Source organism: Limnobacter sp. (genome assembly GCF_036405155.1).
Lineage (GTDB): Bacteria > Pseudomonadota > Gammaproteobacteria > Burkholderiales > Burkholderiaceae_B > Limnobacter.
Genome location: NZ_DASWYD010000007.1, coordinates 715,885 through 736,123, shown reverse-complemented (window position 1 = coordinate 736,123; position 20,239 = coordinate 715,885). Strand labels below are relative to the sequence as shown.

The 20,239-nt window shown below is 54.1% G+C and carries 20 protein-coding genes and 1 pseudogene; 11 read left to right on the top strand and 10 right to left on the bottom strand.

Translation table 11 applies throughout. The annotated features are described in order from the left end of the window. Window positions 1–93: 93 nt before the first annotated feature. The 7 genes from VGE55_RS14040 to VGE55_RS15045 all read right to left on the bottom strand — a co-directional run bounded on the left by VGE55_RS14040 (window position 94) and on the right by VGE55_RS15045 (window position 6,066). Entirely contained in the window at window positions 94–459 is a 366-nt protein-coding gene (locus VGE55_RS14040; protein ID WP_256763421.1) for a copper-binding protein, read from the bottom strand. A 16-nt stretch (window positions 460–475) separates the two neighbouring features. Further along, window positions 476–766 carry a DUF411 domain-containing protein gene (locus tag VGE55_RS14035; protein ID WP_331132315.1) on the bottom strand — a complete coding sequence of 97 codons (291 nt, stop codon included), beginning with the start codon at window positions 764–766 and terminating at the stop codon, window positions 476–478. A 233-nt stretch (window positions 767–999) separates the two neighbouring features. Next, the gene (locus VGE55_RS14030) at window positions 1,000–1,524 is read right to left on the bottom strand and encodes a cupredoxin domain-containing protein (protein ID WP_256763419.1); all 525 of its coding nucleotides are present in this window, start codon (window positions 1,522–1,524) and stop codon (window positions 1,000–1,002) included. Window positions 1,525–1,534: 10 nt separating this feature from the next. Continuing rightward, window positions 1,535–2,950, bottom strand: coding sequence for a copper oxidase (locus VGE55_RS14025; RefSeq protein ID WP_331132282.1), 1,416 nt, complete (start codon window positions 2,948–2,950; stop codon window positions 1,535–1,537). Between the two features lie 17 nt (window positions 2,951–2,967). Further along, window positions 2,968–4,380: a TolC family protein gene (locus VGE55_RS14020; protein WP_331132281.1), complete on the bottom strand. Its 1,413-nt coding sequence runs from the start codon at window positions 4,378–4,380 to the stop codon at window positions 2,968–2,970. Continuing rightward, on the bottom strand, window positions 4,377–4,754 hold the full coding sequence (locus VGE55_RS14015) for a hypothetical protein (protein WP_331132280.1): 378 nt from the start codon (window positions 4,752–4,754) through the stop codon (window positions 4,377–4,379). Before VGE55_RS14015 ends, VGE55_RS14020 begins: the two co-directional genes overlap by 4 nt. Window positions 4,755–5,838: 1,084 nt before the next feature. After that, window positions 5,839–6,066 carry a DUF6471 domain-containing protein gene (locus VGE55_RS15045; RefSeq protein ID WP_370569125.1) on the bottom strand — a complete coding sequence of 76 codons (228 nt, stop codon included), beginning with the start codon at window positions 6,064–6,066 and terminating at the stop codon, window positions 5,839–5,841. Between the two features lie 304 nt (window positions 6,067–6,370). Between VGE55_RS15045 and VGE55_RS14010 the strand changes: the two genes are divergently transcribed. Beyond that, entirely contained in the window at window positions 6,371–6,565 is a 195-nt protein-coding gene (locus tag VGE55_RS14010) for a hypothetical protein (RefSeq protein ID WP_331132279.1), read from the top strand. Window positions 6,566–6,711: 146 nt separating this feature from the next. Here the strand turns inward: VGE55_RS14010 and cadR are convergent. Then, window positions 6,712–7,176 (bottom strand): annotated as a pseudogene (gene cadR / locus VGE55_RS14005) (Cd(II)/Pb(II)-responsive transcriptional regulator). Window positions 7,177–7,279: 103 nt separating this feature from the next. On the opposite strand from cadR, the gene VGE55_RS14000 reads away from it, so the two are divergent. From VGE55_RS14000 to VGE55_RS13955, 10 genes are all read left to right on the top strand, one after another. Next, a complete protein-coding gene (locus tag VGE55_RS14000) occupies window positions 7,280–9,514 on the top strand; it encodes a heavy metal translocating P-type ATPase (protein ID WP_414675034.1) in 2,235 nt (744 codons plus the stop codon). 77 nt (window positions 9,515–9,591) lie between these two features. Next, window positions 9,592–9,909 (top strand): hypothetical protein, encoded by a 318-nt coding sequence (locus VGE55_RS13995; RefSeq protein WP_256763410.1) that lies wholly within the window; start codon window positions 9,592–9,594, stop codon window positions 9,907–9,909. A gap of 168 nt (window positions 9,910–10,077) precedes the next feature. After that, the gene (locus VGE55_RS13990) at window positions 10,078–11,436 is read left to right on the top strand and encodes a TolC family protein (protein ID WP_370569140.1); all 1,359 of its coding nucleotides are present in this window, start codon (window positions 10,078–10,080) and stop codon (window positions 11,434–11,436) included. A gap of 2 nt (window positions 11,437–11,438) precedes the next feature. Further along, entirely contained in the window at window positions 11,439–13,037 is a 1,599-nt protein-coding gene (locus VGE55_RS13985; protein WP_256763407.1) for an efflux RND transporter periplasmic adaptor subunit, read from the top strand. A gap of 16 nt (window positions 13,038–13,053) precedes the next feature. After that, window positions 13,054–16,248, top strand: coding sequence for a CusA/CzcA family heavy metal efflux RND transporter (locus VGE55_RS13980; RefSeq protein ID WP_331132278.1), 3,195 nt, complete (start codon window positions 13,054–13,056; stop codon window positions 16,246–16,248). A gap of 369 nt (window positions 16,249–16,617) precedes the next feature. Then, the gene (locus VGE55_RS13975; RefSeq protein WP_331132277.1) at window positions 16,618–16,941 is read left to right on the top strand and encodes a metalloregulator ArsR/SmtB family transcription factor; all 324 of its coding nucleotides are present in this window, start codon (window positions 16,618–16,620) and stop codon (window positions 16,939–16,941) included. Between the two features lie 16 nt (window positions 16,942–16,957). Beyond that, complete coding sequence (locus VGE55_RS13970; protein ID WP_331132276.1) at window positions 16,958–17,437, top strand: ArsI/CadI family heavy metal resistance metalloenzyme; 480 nt, start codon at window positions 16,958–16,960, stop codon at window positions 17,435–17,437. 18 nt (window positions 17,438–17,455) lie between these two features. Next, window positions 17,456–17,956 carry an arsenate reductase ArsC gene (locus VGE55_RS13965; protein WP_331132275.1) on the top strand — a complete coding sequence of 167 codons (501 nt, stop codon included), beginning with the start codon at window positions 17,456–17,458 and terminating at the stop codon, window positions 17,954–17,956. Then, entirely contained in the window at window positions 17,953–18,447 is a 495-nt protein-coding gene (locus VGE55_RS13960; RefSeq protein ID WP_331132274.1) for an arsenate reductase ArsC, read from the top strand. Before VGE55_RS13965 ends, VGE55_RS13960 begins: the two co-directional genes overlap by 4 nt. 5 nt (window positions 18,448–18,452) lie before the next feature. Continuing rightward, complete coding sequence (locus tag VGE55_RS13955; protein WP_256763400.1) at window positions 18,453–19,109, top strand: aquaporin; 657 nt, start codon at window positions 18,453–18,455, stop codon at window positions 19,107–19,109. A gap of 173 nt (window positions 19,110–19,282) precedes the next feature. Here the strand turns inward: VGE55_RS13955 and VGE55_RS13950 are convergent, their stop codons facing one another. Further along, entirely contained in the window at window positions 19,283–19,546 is a 264-nt protein-coding gene (locus tag VGE55_RS13950) for a TrbM/KikA/MpfK family conjugal transfer protein (protein ID WP_331132313.1), read from the bottom strand. 38 nt (window positions 19,547–19,584) lie between these two features. Beyond that, complete coding sequence (locus VGE55_RS13945) at window positions 19,585–20,154, bottom strand: lytic transglycosylase domain-containing protein (RefSeq protein ID WP_331132273.1); 570 nt, start codon at window positions 20,152–20,154, stop codon at window positions 19,585–19,587. Between the last annotated feature and the right edge of the window lie 85 nt (window positions 20,155–20,239).

Here is a 20,239-nt window from a genome sequence, read left to right as displayed (position 1 = left end):
GGGCAGACCATCTGCCCACTTCAGTATAGGACATAAGGACTTTGAAAAGTTCAATCAGCCAAACCAGTTTTTGACCGGAAGATGGCCATGCCCTTACTTTTTCTCGATACGGGTGACTGTCATGCTGGGGTCCAATGCGAACTTGACTTCGTCTCCGGCCTGTAGGCCCTTGAGCATCTCCATTGAACCGACCTTAAAAACCATCGTCATACCGGGCATTTGATGGCTTTTGATTTCACCATGCTTCAGTGTCACCTTGCCCTGATTGAGGTCAATTTTTTTGACGACACCTTCAGTCATGTCAGCGTCGGACAGGTTGCCAATGCGGTCTGAACCGTCAGAGGCTTTCACCGACGATTCCGTAGAGGGGGAGTGGCCTGCGTGCGGGTCCTGAGCCTGAGCTTGACCAAGGGTGAGCGCTGAAATTATGGTGATGAGTAAGTAATTGAGGTTTTTCATGGTGTTTCTCCAAAAGTTAAAACTGTGATTCGTAGGTTTGGACGGTGGCGTAAACGCGGCTTTGACCATCCCGAGTGAGCAAGAGCACTTGATAGGGGGAAAAATCAGCACCAATCTCCATCCCAGGCGAGCCTGCAGGCATACCGGGGACAACTAGCCCGATAGCGTCCTGGGGCTTCTCTTTTAGAAATTGGCGTATGTACTTCGCGGGTACATGTCCTTCGAAGACATATCCCTCGGCACTAACTGCCGTGTGACAGGAACGGTACCTAGAGTCAATTCCAAGTTTGTTTTTCAGCGCTGGCATATCAGACACGTTGTCGTACCGAACAGACAACTTGGATTGTTCTAGATGCTTTATCCAGTCCTCGCAGCAGCCGCAGGTGGGAGATTTGTACACCTGTAAGCCAACGACCTTAACAGGTGTGGACATGATTCTTTTGGGGTTAGTTGTTGGTGCGGTTGCCTCTGTACCCCAAGCATTCCCGCCCATGGCCCCATAAGCAAGGGCTAGTACCAAGCTGTGGTGAAGAAATGACCTCATTTTTTAGCCCCTTTCGCATCTGCGACACGGATACTGCCGACCATGCCAGCTTCATAGTGTCCGGCAATGAGGCATGCAAACTGAAAGTCACCCAGTCGATTGAATGTCCAGACGATTTCCTCTGTTTGTCCAGGCGGTACATGCGCCATGTAAGGTGCTTCGTGCTGCATGTCCGGAAAGCGTTTCATCAGCTCTGCATGCTCTTTGTTTGCTTCAATGGTTCCAATGACGAACTCGTGTAGCAATACGCCTTTGTTTGTGACCACAAAGCGGATAGTTTCGCCAGGTCGGACGTTGAGACTGGATGGGTCAAAACGCATGTTGTCCGACATGGTGACCTGAACTGTACGCTGGGCCTTGGTGGGCATTGCGCCAATTCCCCAGGGCATTTGTTCAAAATCCTTCTCCGAAAAGACGGGCGCCTTCTCATGCGGGTTACTGCCATGTGCTAGTGCCCCATTGAATGTGGTTACAGCCATCAGGACAGCCCCTAGGTTGAGTAAGAATTGATGGATTTTCATCGTGGTTTCCTCAGTGATTTGAATGTCCAACGGGTTTTTTGACCTGAACTTCAATATTGGTTGCAGGCATGTTTTGAGCCTTCATGGCTGCAGGTCCCGAGCGAGCACTGGAGGGCGCAGGAGGCAACCCTTCACCTGTGTATTCATACGCCTGAGTCCCCTTGGGGTGCTGGTACCAGCCCGGGTCCGTATAGTCTCCAGGCTTTTGGTTGTCTCGAACTTTCAGGACGCTGAACATCCCGCCCATTTCGACAGAGCCAAAGGGGCCGTCCCCGGTCATCATGGGCAAGGTATTGTCTGGCAATGGCATGTCCATCTCGGTCATATCAGCCATACCCCGTTCCCCCATGGCCATGTAATCTGGAATCAGGCTGTGCACTTTTTTAGAAATCCCGGTGTGGTCCACCCCAATCAATGTTGGCAGGTCATGGCCCATCGCGTTCATCGTGTGATGGCTTTTGTGGCAATGAAAAGCCCAGTCACCCACGGCGTCGGCAATGAACTCCATTTGCCGCATCTGACCCACAGCCACATCCACTGTAACTTCTGGCCAGCGACCACCCTTGGGGGTTGGGCCACCGTCAGTGCCTGTCACCTCAAACTCATGCCCATGGATATGGATGGGGTGATTGGTCATGGTCAGGTTACCCACCCGAATCCGTACCCGGTCACCTTTGCGGGCCACCAGTGGTGAAATTCCCGGAAAGACCCGGCTGTTCCATGTCCACAGGTTGAAATTGAGCATGGTCATAATTTTTGGTGTGTATGCCCCAGGGTCAATGTCGTAGGCGTTGAGCAAGAAGCAGTAATCTCGGTCCGCTTCTTCAATCAAAGGGTTTTTATTCTTGGGGTGTGTCACCCAAAAACCCATCATGCCCATGGCCATTTGTGTCATTTCGTCTGCATGCGGGTGATACATAAACGTACCGGGCCGCTTGGCTTCAAACTCATAAACAAAAGTTTTACCGGATGGAATTGCAGGTTGATTTAGCCCAGCCACCCCGTCCATGCCATTGGGCAGGCGTTGTCCGTGCCAATGAACACTGGTCTGCTCAGGCAATTTGTTGGTCACGAAAATCCGTACTCGGTCGCCCTCGACCACTTCAATCGTGGGACCTGGACTTTGCCCGTTATAGCCCCACAGGTGCGCCTTCATGCCTGGAGCCATTTCTCGAACAACTGGCTCAGCAACGAGGTGAAATTCTTTAACTCCTTGATTCATGCGCCAGGGAAGGGTCCAACCATTTAAGGTCACCACTGGGTTGTATGGTCGACCCGTTTTGGGAAACAGTGGAGCCATGGTGTCCGGCGATGTTTGAATAATTGGCTCTGGCAAAGCGGCCATGGCCACTTTGCTCACGGAAGTGGCGGCAACAGCACCTCCGGCGATGCCAGCCAGTTTAATAAAGTCTCGTCTTGAGTTCATGATGGTTCTCCAATCTCTTAATGCCCACCGGCTGAGGCCTGGCCACCGGTGCTGCTCATCATCAGATTGGCATTCAGTGGTTTCCCCATCAGGGTGGATTCAAGCGCCAATTGCGCCCTAATAAAATTTCCAACGGATTCAATGGCAGCTTGACCTGCGCGGACTTGATTGCGACTCTCCGCAAGTAGCTCAAACGTGCTGATTAACATACCGTTGTATTGGGAGACCCCCTCGTCGGCCAAGGCTTCCTGCATCGGAATGACATCATCCCTGTAGTGTTTGGCGATGTCGTAGGCTGTTCTGTAGGCCGAATAGCTTTCCCGAAGAGACGATTCTGCATTGCGGATGGTCCCCTCCAGCAGATTTGCCTTACTGAGCAGGTCTGCACCAAAAGCATCCCTTTTCAGTTCTCCCCAGTCAAAGAGTGGAAGTCGAATGTCCAGTTCATAACCCCTGGGATTGGACAAATTTCCAGAAGCTCGGTCATAGACTGAATTCCTACGGATACCAAGGTCCACATCAATAAAAGAGCCCACAGTTGCAAATCCAGCCCTTTTTAGCGCTGAATTGTAAGCAAGTCTGGCCATTTCAATGTCCAGGCGGTTAGTTGCCATTTGTGCAACTTTGGCACTGTCCATCGGAGCGTCTGGAAGGGCTGGTAAGTGGTCGGGGATTTTCAGCTTCGCCATCTGTTCTGTTGTCAGCCCCAGAATTCGACCCAATTTTTCGCGCGTTGCAATAGATGTTTGCTTGGCTTGGGCATAGGTCACTACCGCATCCGAGTAAAACATCTGCTGCCGAATTCTTTGGGTGGTTGTAAAGTTTCCAACTTCCGCAAGCCTTTTGGCCAATTGGGCACCCGCCTGGGCAGCACTCAACACTTTCTTGGCATAGGTTTCCTTCTGATTGGCGACGACCGCGTCCACCCACGCTTGTTGAACCGCAACCGACTGCCCGATAACATCGGAACTCATTTGCAATTGTGCTTGCTCAATCCGCAGGGAAGCAGATTGTTGTCGCCATGGCAGAGAGAGGATGTCCAGCAATCCAAATGTGATAAGCCGGCCAATCTCCAATTGGTCTCCGGTGGTAATTCGCTCGAAAGTGAGTAAAGGATTGGCAATTCGTCCGGATTGAGCCGCCAATGCTTGGTTGGCCCAGTTCTGCGCAAGCAGTGCCTGAAAATCCGGGCTATTGGCTAGCATCAGTTGAACACTGCCTGCCATGGTGAGCGGCTGCGCCAGTAACTTATCCGTCGTCTCGCCAAGTACCTGTTTTTGCGTGGCATTCAAAGCCAATGAGACTTTTCCGGCTGTTAGGGACTGGGTACGCAGGTTGGTTTGGTCGATGGATTGGTTGATGTCCACTGTGGCACAACCGGCCAAAGAGGCAACAGCCAGGGCCAGTATCGATTTACGGAGGTAGCTCATTGCTGCCTCCCCTGGGGAGATTCACCTGCGCCCATCCCATGTTCCATGGACATGCCCTTCATCTGAGACATGTCGTGTTTCATTGAGGGGCGCGAGTTTTTGACTCCCTGCGAAGTTTCAGGGGCCACTGAAGGCTCCTCGCGAGAGCCTTCCTCCCCCCGAGAGGCCGCCTCTTTGGCGTAGTATTTCCATCCCCCCAGCTTTCCAACATGGTCGTTGGCGGTCCGCCAATCACGTCTTTGAGTGGGCTGATAGGAATCAAATTCTTCGAAGGCCGATTGGTATGTCAGGTCTGTCTGGGGTTCAGCAAAAGCCCCGTTCACACTGAGTAGACCCACAAAGCCTATCAGTGCATTGCAAATTTGAGCGCGCATGGACGCACCTCCATTTCTGGTGTTCAAAAATCAAATGGCAAATCAGTTGATTTCAGGCAGAAATGGGGGGACGGTAAGGGGGAATGAGGTCTGAACTTTGATGCGCGAGAATCGGTGTAGTTGTTACTACCGAGGAAATTTTTACGGAGGGGCTATCCAAAAAAGGCAACATAAAAGATGCTTTGCAGGCAGCGTGGCAGTCGCAGCAGTCGCCTGCTTTGTCTTTTTGAGCTTTGTCCGCTTTGGCACCCGCATATGAGTGTTTCAGATGAGGGTCATTCGCGTGCTCGCCAGTCGCATCGTCGTGTTCATGCATCTGGTGCATGGGGGCGGAAGAATCAGAAGACGACTCATGACAACCAGCCATAGCAGCGCTGGCCACACCCTGTAACAACAGAGAGCAGGCAACTAAGCACATGCAAAAGATTTGGAAGAAAGTTCGTCTCATTGCTCAACCTGAAGATATTTCCAGTATAGCAACTTAACTTATCGATTGGGGACTAATTTCGTAAGTGTAAAACTATCGACTTGACGATTGCGGCTAGAGTCCTTGTGGGTTGAAAATCTCTCTACAGCGCAGACTACGGCTTGAACCAAGTGGAACCCGCCTCGATTCTTGGAGGGGGGGTGCCTCTATATGCTGATACGGGAACGGGAGTCTGCCTGAGTCTTCTCACAATAGTTTGTTCAAGACCGTTGAAGTCACTCTAAGCGTTTGAACAAACTCTTTGATGGGGACAAGGTCCTCTCCAGTGTTGTGGGGAAAACAAGAGCTAGCCCTCAATTCTTTGAATTTTTAAGGTCAAATAGTCAGTTGTAACTATATTAAAGCCAACACTTGGCCAAAGCTGAGAAACCTACTTCGCTGACGCAAACCTCTCGTTGAAGTCCTGAATAATCCTTAATGCAAGCGCGTTGGCATTCAATTTCTGAACAGGCCAAGCCTCTAGCCGCGCCTCAACCAGAAAAGTCTTTTAGTGTGACAGACGGGGAAAATACGCTCGTCACAGTAACACCACACATTTGATTCGCAGTTGCTTCGGATATCAGACAGGGCTACTATACTGTTTATTTAATCAGTATATTAATTGGTCATGAGTCTGTCGAGCTTATCAATCTGGTCCAAGGCATCAAGGCACTGGATAAAGAAGGCAAACTGGAATTTGCCTCGGTTGATTTTTGTGCTCAGGGCCTTGTGGTCAAGCTCTGAGCCGTACATCTCTAGCTTTCTCGCAAGCTCTTTGTATGTGACATCCTGCCTGGCCATGATGCTACGAAGCACCACTCGGGCTTGTCTTTCATGTTTCGTCATTTGGGGTCGGCCTTCATCCTGCCTCGAACGAAGCACTCAGGCCCAATACATTAGGAAGACCTTTAGTCTGTCAAATTTTTTTGTTCTTTATTCCTCATATATGAGGTTTATTCTTCATTTACGAATCAATAGATTCACTTCTGAGTTTGGTCAGTTTTTAGTGCCTAAACCCCTTGAGAGCAACTTCAAGGATAACGCGTCATGGGGCGCAGAGGCACAAAATTGAAAGGGCAATGACACCACTAATTATCGCGCCCTGCTCCGTGAAGCCAAGACCGACGATGAGAAGCACGATGCGGTCTCCATGGTGTCGGCTCAACACCTGGCCAGGAGCGCCCACGAGAACCTCGATCAGATTTTCAAAGCACTGTTCAAATGGGCCATGGCCATGACGGAGAAACCACTGACCACCACCCGAGAAGCCTTGATGGCCGAGCTGTTGATTGATGTCGACCGACTGTTTGAGAAGGTCAGTGATTTGGACCGACCCGTGGGTTAAACCATCGAGAAGTCCACCAAAGAAGCTGTGAGGAAAGGCCAAGGATTATTTTTAGTTGGTTGTTCGGATTGTGGCTTCCTTTATTTGCCACCTCATATGGCTGGAATTCTTCTGCATGTGCAACAACTGCTTTTCACATCGTTTGTTTAAGGCTTTCCTTTGAGGTTATGTGCCCCGTTGACATGCACTCTGTTTGTTGCTGAGTCGTAATCTTGGCTGAACGCTGTAGACAATTCGGTCAAAATTCTGCATTGGCTGACCTGTTGAGACTCGCAACAGTTTGCTCTCAATGACCTGAGCTGTCGTTCCAGCACCTTTAACTCGTTTATACGTGTTGCCACATGGTCTATGTGCTCGTCGAGCAGGTCGTTCACTTGTGCGCAATTCTCCTGAGGCGAGTCCTTGAAGCGCAGCAGCACTCGGATTTAGTCCAACGTCATGTCCAACCCTCGGCAGCGCCTAATTAAGAACAGGCGATCAACGTGTTTGCTGCTGTACACCCGCTAGTTACCTTCTGTGCGAGGAGTTTCAGGTAACAATCCTACGCGTTCGTAATACCGAATCGTCTCAACTTGGGTGTGAGTGGCCTTGGCCAGTTCCCCGATTTTCATATCTTCACCTTGAACGATGCCAGGAAAATTGTATTACTTCATAGTAAAGGCTTGACATTGTAGTGGCTACAGGGTTTTAAATCCAACCAACAAGGAGAAGATCATGAACCCTACTCACCAATGCCAACAAGTTGACACGACCTGCGATTGTGGGAGTGGCGGTGCTAAATCGCTTGCTGTGGACGGGCCAACGGCGTCTAATGCAACGACTGTTGCGCCACAGCGGTTCCGGATCGCGAACATGGACTGTGCTTCAGAAGAGTCAGAAATCCGTAGAGCACTTGACGGCGTGGCAGGCATTCGTGGCTTGCAGTTCAACTTGGGCGACCGCGAGTTGGCCATCGCTGCGGATGATCATGCTCTGCAGTTGGCTCTGGATGCGATTCGCAAGGCGGGCTTCAAACCAGAGCCGCGCAACGTAGAAGACACATCGGATGGAGCTACTGCCGCTGCGCCAATTGGTTTCTGGGCCTCATGGGGCAAATTGATTGCTGCATTGGGGCTGGCCGTGGCGGCTGAAGGCTTGGCATTCGCTTTTTCAGATAGTTGGCCAGCAAAAGCCCTTGGAATGGCGCTGGCCGCGGTGGCCATCGCCCTGGCGGGTTTCTCTGTCTACGGTAAAGGGCTTTCCGCACTGCGGCAAGGCCGCTTGAACATCAACGCCTTGATGACTGTGGCCGTGACAGGTGCCTTCTTGATAGGCCAGTGGCCAGAAGCTGCCATGGTGATGGCCTTGTATGCCATAGCCGAGGCCATCGAGGCTCGAGCGGTGGACCGGGCGCGTAACGCCATCAAGAGCTTGCTGGCGCTGGCACCGGAGCAGGCCGAGGTTCGTCAAAGTGACGGCAGTTGGACGCGCGTCGGCGTTAAAGCGGTCGTTGTCAACGCGATAGTGCGCATCCGTCCAGGAGAGCGCGTTCCGCTCGATGGCGTCGTGACGCTCGGGCAGAGTGCCATCGACCAGTCCCCTGTGACTGGGGAAAGCCTGCCCATAGACAAGGCTCCTGGCGACGAAGTCTACGCAGGCACCATCAACCAGTCTGCAGCCTTGGAATTTCGAGTCACCGCGCCCGCTTCGGACAGTACCCTGGCGCGCATCATCCACGCAGTCGAGCAAGCACAATCGTCCCGTGCGCCAACACAGCGCTTTGTAGATCGGTTTGCCGCGATCTACACCCCTGCCGTTTTCATCCTGGCTGTCGCCGTCGCGTTGTTAGCGCCGTGGCTTGCGGACTTAACCTGGATGCAGGCTGTCTATAAAGCCTTGGTGTTGTTGGTCATCGCTTGCCCTTGTGCCTTGGTTATTTCCACACCAGTCACGGTCGTCAGCGGCTTGGCAGCCGGGGCAAGGCGGGGGATATTGATTAAAGGCGGCGTTTACTTGGAGGATGCGCGAAAGATCAAAGCTGTGGCCCTGGACAAGACAGGCACGATCACGGAAGGTAAGCCCAGACTGCTAGCCTTCGAGCCCGTGGACACAGATCTTGATCAACGGGTGCTGGAGGGGCTTGCAAAGAGTCTCGCAGGCCGGTCGGATCACCCGGTTTCCAAAGCCATCGCAGAGGGGTTGTCAACCGCCGATCTAGAGGTGGGAGAGTTTCAAGCCGTCGCAGGGCGTGGAGTGCAAGGTGTCATCGGCAATCATTCCTACGCGCTGGCCAACCACCGCTGGATCGAGGAGCGTGGGCAATGTTCGGCTGAACTCGAAGCCCGCCTCGCAGTTCATGAGGAGGCAGGTCGGACGGTCACACTCCTCGCTAACAGCGAACGTGTGATGGCGATCTGTGCGGTGGCAGACACCATCAAGCCATCCTCCGCCCAAGCGGTGGCCGACCTGAAGTCGCTCGGCGTGACACCGGTCATGCTGACAGGTGATAACATCGCGACCGCGCGCACCGTCGGCTCTCAGGCGGGCATAGCCGAAGTGCGGGGCAACCTGCTACCCGAAGACAAGTTGCAGGCCATCTGCGAACTTCAACAGCGCTTGGGCATCACGGCAATGACAGGCGATGGCATCAATGATGCGCCAGCACTTGCCAAGGCCGACATCGGCTTCGCCATGGGTGCTGCTGGAACCCATACGGCGATGGAGGCCGCCGATGTTGTGGTCATGAACGACGACCTGCGGCGTCTGCCGGAAACGATACGGCTCTCGAAGCGCACCCATGCTGTGCTTTGGCAGAACATCAGTCTTGCGCTAGGCATCAAGCTGGTCTTCTTACTTCTGGCCATCTTCGACAATGCCTCCATGTGGATGGCGGTTTTTGCGGATATGGGGGCAAGCTTGCTGGTGGTCTTCAATGGGCTAAGGTTGCTTGGAAGGCAACAGAGCAAGTAGAAAAGATGCACAGGGAAGTCTATAGCTGCTACACTGTTGATATGCGTAAATGGTTGGCAATCCTTTTGTTGGTGTTTATGCCGCTACAGCTTGGCTGGGCGGCTGCAGCCAGCTATTGCCAACACGAAACCGGTGCCGCAGCCAAGCACTTTGGCCACCATGTCCATCACCACAAGACTGCGGATGGCAAAGACGCATCTTCCGATCCAGCCAAGACCATCGGTGGCGATCCCGATTGCGCATCCTGTCACGCGGGATGTTTGTCGGCCTTGCCTGGGGCAGTCACGATTGCATCGCTTGCCGACTCGTCTCTGGATACAGCAGATTACTGGGCTCGTCTCACGTCGCCCCCTTTTGAACGCCTTGAACGCCCTCAGTGGCGTGTCCTCGCCTGATCGGCGGGGAGCGCGTTCCTTCCCCTTCGTTATCACCAATGCACGGATACGCCTAGCGCGTGACCGTATCAAGCCGACCTCGCTCGGCTGACGTGACGACGAGCAGGCGATCATTTGGATCGCTCTCCGCCGATTCCCTCGTGTATTTGAATATCACTGGAGAATCGGATTTTGAAGAGTTATCACAATCACAAACGACGGAAGTCAGTCTCCGTCCTTCGCGCCTCAAAAGTTGCGGCTGCGACTAGCCTGATCGTTGCGTTCACTGCAAGGGCAGCTTTTGCTCAGGCGCTGCCAGCAGCACAAGACAATGACCCAGTCGTCGGAAGCGGCTTGCCGAGCGAAGCGGCAACGATCCTGACGCTGCAAAAGGCAGTCGCGCTGGCCTTGGATGGCAATCTAGACTTGGCTGTCGCAAGGCGGGAAATCGAGGCAACGCAAGGTCAGGTGATCCAGGGGCAAGCTCGCCCCAATCCCGAACTGGCGTACTCGCTGGAAGACCAGAGGGCAGCGACCCGCACACAAAGTGTGCAGATCAATCTGCCCGTCGAAATGGGTGGCAAGCGCGCGGCCCGTATCACGGCGGCAGAACGAGGACGCGACATTGCGGTCGAAGAACTGAACTTGCGCCGCGTCGAAATTCGTGCCGCCGTGGTTGCTGCCTTCTTCGAGACTTTGGCGGCACAGGAACGCGCAGCATTGGCTCAAGCCAGTGTCGATCTGGCAAAACGCGCTACCGATGCTGTTGCCAAACGCGTGGCAGCGGGCAAGGTTTCGCCGGTCGAAGAAACCAAGGCACGTGTGGCCGAAGCAGGTGTGCGAGTCGAATTGGCACAGGCCCAGAGCGAGCAACGCAATGCTCGGGCACGCTTGGCCAGTTTGCTAGGGGCCAACCCACCTCGATTTACTCTCGTGTCGGGCGACGTGGAGGAGCTTCCGGCTGTCCCTTCGTTCGACAACGTCCAGCAGCGCCTGTCCGCTTCGCCAACGCTGCGCCGTATGCAGCTGGAGGTTGAGCGCCGCAGGTCGTTGGTCGATGTAGAGCGCAGCAAACGGATACCCGACGTCACATTCAGCCTGGGGGTGAAACGCCCCAACGAACTGCAGCGCGATCAACTGCTGTTCGGTGTTTCCGTCCCCTTGCCGCTGTTTGATCGCAATCAGGGGAACTTGTTGGAAGCGTTGAAGCGCGAAGACAAGGCGCGGGACGAACTCCAAGCTTTGAACATGCGAGTCAGCACGGACGTATTGCAAGCCCGCGAGCGGCTGGAATCCATTCGTGGGGAAGTCGACGTCGTGCAACGGGATGTTTTACCTGGGGCCAAAAGTGCCTACGACGCGGCCACCGTCGGATTTGAAAACGGCAAGTTCAACTTCTTGGAAGTGCTGGACGCACAGCGCACCTACTTTGCCGCCAAGTCCCAATACCTCAAAGCATTGGTTGAGGCGCATCGCACGGCTGCGGACATTGACCGCGTGCTCGGCGAACCTGGCGCAAATGCTACCCAGCCAGCGAATAAGGAATAACCATGAAAATCGACACCAACAAACTGAATGTCAGCAAGAAGCATCTGATCGCCATCGCCGTCATCGTTGCGGCGGGCGTTGTACTGGGCAGCGCCATTCTCGGCGTCACTGCAACCAAAACAGCCGAAGATGACGGCCACGGTCACGGCAGCCACGTTGAAGCCAAGGCACATAGTGATGGTGAGCATCACGGCAAGGCCAGTGGAGAAAAACACGATCACGACAAGGATCATGCGGACGGCGAGCACCACGAGGCTCCGAGCAAGGGGCCGCATGGAGGCAAGTTGTTCAAGGAGGGGGATTTCGGGCTGGAAGCGTTGCTGGCCGAGGACGGCGGCGAACCCCGTTTGCGCATCTGGCTGTTCGATAAGGACAAGCCTCTACCCAGCGGTGCAGCCAAGGTCAGCGCCACCATCACGCGCTTGACCGGAGAGAAGCAGACTCTAAATTTCGCACCTGACAAGGACAGCCTGTTGAGCCGCGAGGTCGTGCCGGAGCCGCACGCGTTTGAGATAAGCATCGTTGCCCAGACAGCCAACGAACCCTTCATGTTCGTGCTCAACCAAGAAGAGGGCAAGGTCGAACTCAGTGATGCGCAAATCAAAGCGGCATCCATCGGTATCGATACGGCTGGTGCGGCACGAATCAAGTCCGCCCTGCAATTGCCAGGGGAAATTCGCTTGAACGAAGACCGGACGTCACACGTTGTGCCACGCATTGCGGGGGTGGTCGAGAGCGTGCAGGCCAGCTTGGGGCAAGCAGTCAGACGAGGACAGGTTCTCGCTGTCATTGCGAGCCCGGCTGCGTCTGAGCAACGCAGTGAACTGCAAACCGCACAAAAGCGTCTGGCCTTGGCCAAGACCACGTTCGAGCGTGAAAAGCGACTCTGGGAGCAGAAAATTTCAGCAGAGCAAGACTATCTGCAAGCAGGGCAAGCGCTGCATGAGGCGGAAGTTGCTGTGGCCAACGCTCAACAGAAGCTCTCCGCTTTGGGCCTAGCCACGGGTTCTCCTGGGGGTCTTAACCGCTTTGAATTGCGTGCGCCCTTCGATGGCTTGGTGATTGAAAAACATCTTAGCCTCGGTGAAGCCGTCAAGGAGGACGCTGCCGTGTTTACCGTGTCCGATCTGGGGCAGGTTTGGGCTGAAATCAACGTACCTGCCAAAGACTTGCCGCTCGTCAGGGTCGGCGAGAAGGTTGCCATCAAGGCCACTGCATTCGATGCCAGCGCGACCGGAGTCATCACCTTTGTTGGGTCGCTGATTGGCGAACAGACCCGCATGGCCAAGGCCCGCGTGGTCTTGTCCAATCCCAAAGGTGCTTGGCGTCCTGGACTGTTCGTCAACGTGGAAGTGACATCCTCAGAGGCCGACGTACCTGTGACAGTGGCCAGCGATGCCATTCAGACCGTGGGCGACAAGCCGGTCGTGTTCCTGAAGGTAAATGGGGGTTTCATTGCCCAGCCCGTGCAGTTGGGCCGCAGCGATGGCAAGCGCGTCGAGGTGGTGCAAGGGCTCAGAGCCGGGGCGCCGTATGCGTCGGCGGGAAGCTTTGTAGTGAAGTCAGAGCTTGGCAAAGCCTCTGCCGAACACACCCATTGATATCGGAGCGACACACATGTTTGAAAAACTCATTCGCGCAGCCATTGAGCACCGATGGTTGGTGTTGCTGGCGGTCTTTGGTATGGCTGCCATTGGCGTATTCAACTACCAAAAGCTACCTATCGATGCCGTCCCGGACATCACCAATGTCCAAGTGCAGATTAACACCCAAGCGCCGGGATATTCCCCTCTGGAAACCGAGCAGCGGGTGACTTACCCGATTGAAACCGTGATGGCGGGTCTTCCCAATCTGGAGCAGACCCGTTCCTTGTCGCGCTACGGGCTGTCGCAAGTGACTGTAATTTTTAAGGATGGCACCGACATCTACTTCGCGCGCCAGTTGGTCAACGAACGCATTCAGGAGGCCCGCGACAAACTGCCTTCTGGTATTACTCCTGCGATGGGGCCCATATCGACAGGATTGGGTGAGATTTACCTCTGGACAGTCGAGGCCAAGGATGGTGCGAAAAAACCTGATGGCCAGCCCTACACGGCCACCGATCTGCGTGAGATTCAGGATTGGATCATCAAGCCGCAGTTGCGCAATGTGCCCGGCGTGACGGAAATCAACTCGATAGGTGGTTTTGCTAAGGAATACCAAATCTCGCCGATACCCGAGCGACTGGCATCCCTGGGTGTCACCCTGCAGGACATCGTGACGGCTCTGGATCGCAACAACGGCAACGTGGGAGCGGGTTACATCGAAAAGCGCGGTGAGCAGTACCTGATTCGAGCCCCCGGGCAGGTCAAGACAGTTGAGGACATCGGCAATGTCATCCTCAGCAGCGCGGGTGGTGTGCCGATTCGTGTGCGTGATGTGGCCGAGGTCGGCATCGGACGTGAGCTTCGCACCGGTACTGCTACGGACAATGGCCGTGAAGTGGTGCTGGGTACCGTCTTCATGCTGATTGGCCAAAATAGTCGAACGGTTTCGCAAGCTGTCGACAAGAAGATGATTGAGATCAACCGCAGCCTGCCCGAGGGCGTACACGCGGTGACCGTCTATGACCGTACTGTTTTAGTGGACAAAGCCATCAGCACGGTGAAAAAGAACTTGATAGAGGGCGCGATTCTAGTGATCGTGATCCTGTTCATATTCCTCGGTAACATCCGCGCCGCCGTCATCACAGCCACCGTGATTCCCTTATCGATGCTATTCACCTTCACAGGGATGGTGAATTACAAGGTCAGCGCCAATTTGATGAGTCTAGGGGCGCTGGACTTCGGCATCATCATTGATGGCGCGGTGGTGATCGTCGAGAACTGTGTTCGCCGTCTTGCCCATGCGCAAGCTCACTACGGCAGGCCATTGACGCGCTCAGAACGCTTTCACGAGGTGTTCCTTGCATCCAAGGAGTCACGACGCCCGCTATTGTTTGGTCAGTTGATCATCATGGTGGTGTACTTGCCCATCTTTGCTCTGACCGGCGTCGAAGGGAAGATGTTTCATCCGATGGCGTTCACGGTGGTGGCGGCGCTCGTGGGAGCCATGATTTTGTCGGTAACCTTCATTCCGGCTGCGGTCGCGCTATTCATTGGCAACCGTGTCAGTGAGAAAGAAAACTTCTTGATGGTGAAAGCCAAGCGTTGGTACGGTCCCTTGCTAGATCGCGTAATGGCAGCCAAGGCTGTAGTGTTGGCTACCGCAGCCGTGGCAGTGGTGTTGTGCGGTTTGATCGCAACGCGTATGGGCAGCGAGTTCGTGCCCAGCTTGAACGAAGGAGACTTCGCCATTCAAGCCCTGCGCATTCCTGGTACCAGTTTGTCGCAGTCGGTGGAGATGCAAAAACAACTGGAAGCAACGCTGAAAGCCAGGTTTCCCGAGATCGACCGTGTCTTTGCGCGCACTGGAACGGCGGAAATAGCCTCCGATCCCATGCCGCCAAATATTTCGGACGGCTACATCATGCTCAAGCCGATGTCAGAATGGCCTGAGCCGCGCAAGTCACGCGACGAGTTGCTGGCCGCCGTGCAAGAGGTAGTGGGCAAGATACCGGGTAACAACTACGAGTTTTCCCAGCCGATCCAACTTCGATTTAATGAACTCATCTCAGGGGTGCGCAGCGATGTGGCGGTGAAGATCTTCGGTGACGACATGGATGTCTTGAACAAGACAGCCGAAGAAGTCTCGTCCAGGTTGCAGAAAATCCCTGGCGCGTCAGAAGTGAAGGTGGAGCAAACCACAGGATTGCCGATGCTCACGGTCAACATTGATCGTCAGAAGTCTTCACGCTACGGATTAAACGTGGCTGACATCCAGGATGCTGTGGCCACGGCCATCGGGGGACGTGAGGCCGGTACGCTGTTTGAAGGCGACCGTCGATTCGACATCTTGGTGCGCTTGCCAGAATCATTGCGCAACGACCTTGAAAGCATGAAACGCTTGCCGATTCCTTTGCCGCGCGGTGCGGGCGTTGTCGAAGGACGAACCAATTTCATTCAACTGGCCGAAGTGGCTAGCTTCGAGCTGGCGCCGGGGCCCAATCAGGTTAGCCGCGAAAACGGCAAGCGTCGCATTGTGGTGAGTGCAAACGTGCGTGGCCGTGATGTCGGTTCCTTTGTGGCCGATGCGGAAGCTGCTTTAGCACAGGTCAAGATCCCAGCGGGCTACTGGACGAGCTGGGGCGGTACTTTTGAGAACCTGCAGTCGGCGACACAGCGTTTGCAAATAGTCGTCCCTGTGTCGTTACTCCTGGTCTTCGTATTGCTGTTTGCAATGTTCGGCAACGTCAAGGATGGAATGCTGGTATTTACCGGCATTCCATTTGCGTTGACCGGTGGCATTCTGGCGCTGTGGCTGCGTGACATCCCGATGTCGATTTCTGCCGCAGTGGGTTTTATCGCCCTGTCAGGTGTTGCTGTGCTCAATGGCCTCGTGATGATCTCCTACATCCGCAGTCTGCGAGAGGATGGAACAACCCTGGACGCAGCCATCCGCAAGGGTGCGTTGACTCGTTTGCGTCCTGTATTGATGACAGCCTTGGTGGCGTCATTGGGCTTCATTCCAATGGCCATCGCCACGGGAACCGGCGCCGAGGTACAGCGTCCTTTGGCCACTGTGGTGATTGGCGGCATCCTGTCTTCCACATTGCTGACGCTGCTCGTGCTTCCGATTCTGTATCGGCTGGCTCATCGTCCAGACGAGGAAATGGAGGACGTCACTGCCGAACCGTTACATCCACAGGCTGTGGCCACTTCGCAGAATTCATAAACGAGTCTTTTGATCTGATTCTCAACCTGTACCTTTGAAAGGAAAACTCATGAAACTGATTTCGACCACCTTCGCTTTGGTGTAATTGGCATCAGGCGTCGTATTCGCTGTGGACAAACGTCACTATTGTCCCGTTATTATGTAGCAGATGATCACCAATAGGCCGCAGACGTCCTATTGGTGAAGATTTCGCCTTTCCGGCTTCCTACCAAATTCCAATTCATCAGAATGTAACCCGTATTCCCCTTGGAGATGCCCTTTTCCGATGCTCAGGGGTCATTTTTCCCCATGGCAGTGGAACAGAGGCTGTGGTCAAACAGTCACGATTCCAATATACTATGATTTCATAATTATGGAATAGTTAAAGTCATGAACACACTAGATGTCGTCAAGTGCCTGTCTGCATTGGCCCAAGAGACCAGGCTTCAGATTTTTCGAGCCCTCGTTGTAGCGGGACCTGAAGGGATGACCCCTGGGCTTATCGCTGAGCGGCTGGGTTTGGCTGCGGCAACGCTGTCGTTCCATCTCAAAGAATTGACCAATGCTGGCCTCATCGGGCAGCGACGGGAAAGCCGCAACCTGTTTTACAGCGCGAATTTCGAGCAGATGAATCACCTGCTCTCTTTCCTCACAGAGAACTGCTGCGCAGGCCAGCCCTGTGCAACCGAAGTCGCCAACCAATGCGACTGCTGAATCCAAGGAGAACCCCATGAAGCGATTTCACGTACACATCAGCGTAGAAGACCTGCGCAAGAGCATCGCCTTTTACTCCAAGCTGTTCGGCGTCGAACCAACCCGCACAGAGACTGACTATGCCAAGTGGATGCTGGAGGACCCACGGGTCAACTTCGCAATCTCAACCCGCGCTGGCAAAGTGGGGCTGGACCATCTGGGCTTCCAAGTGGATGCCGAATCAGAATTGGACGAAATGAAAGACCGCGCCAAAGCTGCGGACATGGCACTCATCAACGAAGGCGAGACCACCTGCTGCTACGCCGCCAGCGACAAGTATTGGCTCACTGACCCACAGGGCATTGCGTGGGAGCAATTCCATACCCTGGGCAACATTCCGGTCTTCTCGGAAAGGCAAGCCACAAGCGTCAGCGCATGCTGCGCCCCAAAATCTGCTGAACCCGTCAAGCTGGAGTTGCCCAAGAAGACCATCCCTATCAAAGGCAGTTGCTGCTAAACCCAAGAGGAACGCACCATGTCAGAGCGTATTTTCAACATTCTGTTTATCTGCACCGGCAACTCGGCCCGCTCTATCCTGGCAGAGGCTCTTTTGAATCACATGGCGCGTGGGCCTTTCAAGGCCTATTCCGCTGGTAGCCACCCCGCAGGCGCGGTGAACCCCTATGCGCTCAAGACGCTTGAGAAGTTTGGCATTGACGCAAGCGCTGCACGCAGCAAAAGCTGGGACGAGTTCGCCCAGCCCGATGCGCCAGTGCTGGATTTTGTAATCACGGTCTGCGACCAAGCGGCTGGTGAAGTTTGCCCAGTATGGCCTGGTCAACCGATTCTTGCTCATTGGGGTGCTCCTGACCCGGCCAAGGCAACAGGAACTGACGAGGAAATCATGTCGCAGTTCGCCAAGGTGGCTGGACTACTTCGCCACCGCATTGACCTCTTTCTTTGCTTACCCATTTCAAAACTCGAACGACTGGCTTTGGACCAGGCTGTTAAAAACATCGGACAAACCGTACCATGACAACCCGCGTACTCATTCTCTGCACCCACAACTCAGCCCGTAGTGTGCTGGGTGAAACAATGCTTAATCACTTGGCAGTCAAGCTGGGTAAAGACGTTAAAGCCTACAGCGCTGGCAGCTCGCCCAGGGGCCAGGTCAATCCGTTCGCGTTGAAGGTGTTGGATTCAGCAGGACTTGATACCAGCTACGTCCGCAGCAAAAGCTGGGATGAGTTTGCAGCAGAAGAAGCCCCCAAGATGGACATCGTCATCACGGTGTGCGACAGCGCAGCAGCAGAAACCTGCCCCTACTGGCCGGGCGCTCCAGTCAAAGCACACTGGGGCTTTCCAGACCCATCAAATGCAGAAGGTGGTGAGGCCGGTAAGACTACGGCATTTGAAATCACCCGTCAGGCCATCGGCTATAAGCTCCTGCAACTTCTGGTACTTCCTTTGGAACAACTGAGCAGCAGTGAACTGCAAGTTGCCCTGAATGACATCTCCAAGTCATAACCCTTATGAACACTAACCTTCGTCTTCGCCTGCTGAGCGAATTGGTAGGCACAGCGCTGCTGCTGTGCATCGTGATTGGTTCAGGCATCATGGGCGTTAATCTATCGCAGGGCAATGACGCTATCGCATTGCTGGCCAACACCATGGCCACGGTGTTTGGGCTGTACGTGCTCATTGAGCTTTTCGGGCCGATTGGCGGAGCACACTTCAACCCGGTGGTCACCGCAACCATGGTACTGCTCAAACGTCTGCCAAAAACCGAGTTTCTGCTGTACCTGCTGGCCCAGCTCGCTGGTGCTGCTCTGGGGGCATGGCTTGCCAACGTGATGTTCGGATTGGAGCCGATTCAGACATCGACGAAAATCCGAGAGGGCCTGGGAATCTGGGTGGGTGAAATAACTGCCACGTTTGGCTTGCTTACGGTGATTCTGCTGAGCAATTCGCAACGGATTTCATCGCTAGTGGCCGCGTACATTGGCGCGGCCTATTGGTTCACCTCGTCCACATCCTTTGCGAACCCAGCAGCCGTATTCGGTCGCATGTTTTCCGACACCTTCGCCGGGATAGCCCCTGAAAGCTCAATGCCATTTGTTCTGGCGGAATGTCTGGGTGCAGTTTTAGCCCTTGCCTTGTTCAGCCTGATGGGTCTAGCAAAGCGATAGAAGCCAAAGGAAGGATCTCTGAACAGTCCGACAAGTGCACTTGATGGGTTCGAAGATTTTTCATGGTCGCCACTATCTGAGGAACTGCCCATAGTGATCGCTTGGAATTAGAAATATTCGATCCGAAACACGTCAAAAAGTAGAGACCGTCCGGCATCAACCAATGCCGCCAATTATTGTTGACTCGACGGAACGGATGAGAATTGTGTCCCGCTATTCGGCTGGCTGGTTAGACGTAAATTCAGAAATCGATTTCTTGCATTGATGGTGTCTCTGGCTTTTTTGAACCGAATCGAAAAATAGCGGTTCAACGACTGTTCGCACTCACTGGGCGAATTTGGGGATGTCAGACAGAGCTTGGCTTCACAGGCTAGTCGAACGTCTCCCTCTAGCACTTGAGGAGTGTTTTCCTCTGACCAACCCGTGTTGAACGCCATGCTGGCAACCAGCAGAAACTTAAATCGCTTCATTGTGGTTACTCCAGAATTTGAACGAAATTCGAACGGCTGTGGGTCTTAGTAACAACTGGTTTCACTCTGACAGTAGTGTCTTTTGGGCTCTGAGTTTGCGGTGTTGAGGGTGGGCTCTGCTTGAAAATCACCCACGGTTTTGAGTCTGGATCGTTGCGCTGAGTCGATCCAGGCTGAGTGGTTTTCCGGACTTCGATCTCATCGGAGCTAGAGCTGATGGGCTGGATCTTGAGGACCACGGGTCGGTTGTTGTTCAGTGCTGTATCCACTACCTTTTGGACATAGCTGGGCTGGCCTGGTGAATCGGGTTTGAGGCCTCGGATGAAATTTCCCGAGTAATAACAACTCAACGCTGCTCTCAGGGCGACTTGTTCGCCCATGTCTTTGGTGGTGGCTTTAGCATAGCAGTCGACCAGAATCGCCGCACCTGTTCGGAGGTTCCGGCATGGTTCAAAAATGGATGCATAGTTTTCACCATACTTCGCTAGGTTGTGTCGGTTGACTTGGCTCAGGCCCATGGAAAAGTTGAAGCCCTCCTTTTCCAAGCGCCGAGCCGTGGCAACCGCTTCCTCCATGGATTGGGGCTGTCGATTCGGGAATGTTTTGAGAACTCATGGTTATCGGCATACGTCGATGGTCCTCGTAGGCCTCGATTTTCTT

Coding starts and splice junctions, on each gene's coding strand:
- VGE55_RS14040 (WP_256763421.1), bottom strand. CDS start 459: ATGAAAAACCTCAATTACTTACTCATCACCATAATTTCAGCGCTCACC.
- VGE55_RS14035 (WP_331132315.1), bottom strand. CDS start 766: ATGCCAGCGCTGAAAAACAAACTTGGAATTGACTCTAGGTACCGTTCC.
- VGE55_RS14030 (WP_256763419.1), bottom strand. CDS start 1,524: ATGAAAATCCATCAATTCTTACTCAACCTAGGGGCTGTCCTGATGGCT.
- VGE55_RS14025 (WP_331132282.1), bottom strand. CDS start 2,950: ATGAACTCAAGACGAGACTTTATTAAACTGGCTGGCATCGCCGGAGGT.
- VGE55_RS14020 (WP_331132281.1), bottom strand. CDS start 4,380: ATGAGCTACCTCCGTAAATCGATACTGGCCCTGGCTGTTGCCTCTTTG.
- VGE55_RS14015 (WP_331132280.1), bottom strand. CDS start 4,754: ATGCGCGCTCAAATTTGCAATGCACTGATAGGCTTTGTGGGTCTACTC.
- VGE55_RS15045 (WP_370569125.1), bottom strand. CDS start 6,066: ATGACGAAACATGAAAGACAAGCCCGAGTGGTGCTTCGTAGCATCATG.
- VGE55_RS14010 (WP_331132279.1), top strand. CDS start 6,371: ATGGTGTCGGCTCAACACCTGGCCAGGAGCGCCCACGAGAACCTCGAT.
- VGE55_RS14000 (WP_414675034.1), top strand. CDS start 7,280: ATGAACCCTACTCACCAATGCCAACAAGTTGACACGACCTGCGATTGT.
- VGE55_RS13995 (WP_256763410.1), top strand. CDS start 9,592: ATGCCGCTACAGCTTGGCTGGGCGGCTGCAGCCAGCTATTGCCAACAC.
- VGE55_RS13985 (WP_256763407.1), top strand. CDS start 11,439: ATGAAAATCGACACCAACAAACTGAATGTCAGCAAGAAGCATCTGATC.
- VGE55_RS13980 (WP_331132278.1), top strand. CDS start 13,054: ATGTTTGAAAAACTCATTCGCGCAGCCATTGAGCACCGATGGTTGGTG.
- VGE55_RS13975 (WP_331132277.1), top strand. CDS start 16,618: ATGAACACACTAGATGTCGTCAAGTGCCTGTCTGCATTGGCCCAAGAG.
- VGE55_RS13970 (WP_331132276.1), top strand. CDS start 16,958: ATGAAGCGATTTCACGTACACATCAGCGTAGAAGACCTGCGCAAGAGC.
- VGE55_RS13965 (WP_331132275.1), top strand. CDS start 17,456: ATGTCAGAGCGTATTTTCAACATTCTGTTTATCTGCACCGGCAACTCG.
- VGE55_RS13960 (WP_331132274.1), top strand. CDS start 17,953: ATGACAACCCGCGTACTCATTCTCTGCACCCACAACTCAGCCCGTAGT.
- VGE55_RS13955 (WP_256763400.1), top strand. CDS start 18,453: ATGAACACTAACCTTCGTCTTCGCCTGCTGAGCGAATTGGTAGGCACA.
- VGE55_RS13950 (WP_331132313.1), bottom strand. CDS start 19,546: ATGGCGTTCAACACGGGTTGGTCAGAGGAAAACACTCCTCAAGTGCTA.
- VGE55_RS13945 (WP_331132273.1), bottom strand. CDS start 20,154: ATGGAGGAAGCGGTTGCCACGGCTCGGCGCTTGGAAAAGGAGGGCTTC.